This is a genomic window from Mesorhizobium sp. M6A.T.Ce.TU.016.01.1.1 (assembly GCF_003997065.1).
GTDB lineage: Bacteria > Pseudomonadota > Alphaproteobacteria > Rhizobiales > Rhizobiaceae > Mesorhizobium > Mesorhizobium mediterraneum.
In genome coordinates this window covers 1-708 of sequence record NZ_RZTJ01000095.1, presented here as the reverse complement: position 1 = coordinate 708, position 708 = coordinate 1, and the positions used below count along the sequence as shown (strand labels likewise).

The following is a 708-nucleotide window of genomic DNA, read 5'->3' as shown; positions in this document are numbered from 1 at the left end:
GGTTGGCGGGACCACGCTTAAAGCCGACCATTCCGGTGCTGAGGCTGCATGCGCTGCGTGCCGCAATTGTCGGCGTCGTGCTGATATCCTTCTTCTGGGGCTTGGCCAGGCTGCCGCTCGCGGAGGCGATCGGGCTCAGCTTCGTGGCGCCCTTGTTTGCGCTGTTTCTCGCCGCGCTGCTGCTGGGCGAACGGATCCGACGCCAGGCTGTCTGGGCATCGTTGGCCGGCATCGCCGGCGTCGCCATCATCATGGCCGGCCAGTTCGGGCAGGCAGACTATTCGCAGGACGCCATGCTCGGCACGGCAGCGGTGCTCGTATCAACCGTGTTCTACGGATACAATCTGATCCTCGCCCGGCAACAGGCGCAGTTGGCCAAGCCGATCGAGATCATGCTGTTCCAGAACCTTTGCGTTGCCATCCTGCTCGGCCTCGCGGCACCCTGGCTTGCCGTCGCCCTGCCGAGCGATCTTTGGCTTCCTTTGGCCGGGGTGACGGTGCTGTCGCTCGCCGGGCAATTCCTGATGAGCTGGTCCTACGCCCGCGCCGAAGCGCAATATCTGATCCCGACGGAATACTCGGCCTTCATCTGGGCGGTCGCGCTTGGCTGGTTCTTCTTCGGCGAGGAGGCGACCTGGACCACGCTGACGGGAGCGTGCCTGATCGTCGCCGGCTGCCTGATCGCCGCGCGGGCCAATCCCAGGCTTG

1 protein-coding gene is annotated in these 708 nt (G+C 65.3%); it reads left to right on the top strand.

What is annotated here, in order from left to right:
• The coding region (locus EOC94_RS33390; RefSeq protein ID WP_148128459.1) for a DMT family transporter at positions 1-708 on the top strand (708 nt) is incomplete at both ends.